Genomic DNA, 732 nt, shown 5'->3' on the forward strand with positions numbered 1-732 from the left:
GCTACTAGTTACCGTGTCAGATAGAAAAATATATAGAACTAAATTCAGTTATTAAAGTAAATCATTAGATGCACAGACAAGAATAGTGGCGATAAAACCCCTAGAATAGAGGGGTTTTTTCAGTATATTCTTATTTTACCATGCCTTCCCTAAACACCATTTTCTTATCTCCTGACGAATAGTTCTGAACGATACCAAGCAGCTCTTTAGAATAATCAATAACTGACATGACATTTACGGGTTCGTGGTACTCATACGCAAGCTTGTATCCTTTGATTTTTAACCTTATACCACCACCTTCATATTCTAAATATGAGTCATTTAGATCCTCGCTGTACACCCCTTTCCCATATGTGATACCTGGAAATTTAACAGGTAGTAAGCCAGCTAGTGTATGAAGTGAAATTGTACTACCTGTTGCCTCATTAGCTATAAATACTTCATCGTTAAGTGCCATACCCAATTTTTGGTCTATCCCCTCCAAATCCAGCCCAGGCTGGGATTCTAGCCAAGATTTATCAACACCTGGAGAAAATGAAGTTATTCTAGGGGGTGATATACTACTAATATTAAGGCTTATAGTTTTTATTAATGGCGTTCCATCTGGCGCAGTCCAATCTTCATCTGACCCTTCCCTTACAATAAGAAGATCTATTTTGTGTTTATTTGCCTTTGTCTGCGCACCTATTTGATAGCCTGTTCTTGTTGCATAGATAAGCCTAAGGCCAGGAA

The 732-nt window shown here is 37.8% G+C and carries 1 protein-coding gene; it reads right to left on the reverse strand.

The window, feature by feature from the left end; all coding sequences use genetic code 11:
• Nucleotides 1-130: 130 nt before the first annotated feature.
• The coding region (locus tag GHO42_RS25655; protein ID WP_178114891.1) for a hypothetical protein at nucleotides 131-732 on the reverse strand (602 nt) is incomplete at its 5' end.

Source organism: Pseudomonas sp. FSL R10-0056 (assembly GCF_009600105.1).
Taxonomy (GTDB): domain Bacteria; phylum Pseudomonadota; class Gammaproteobacteria; order Pseudomonadales; family Pseudomonadaceae; genus Aquipseudomonas; species Aquipseudomonas bubulae.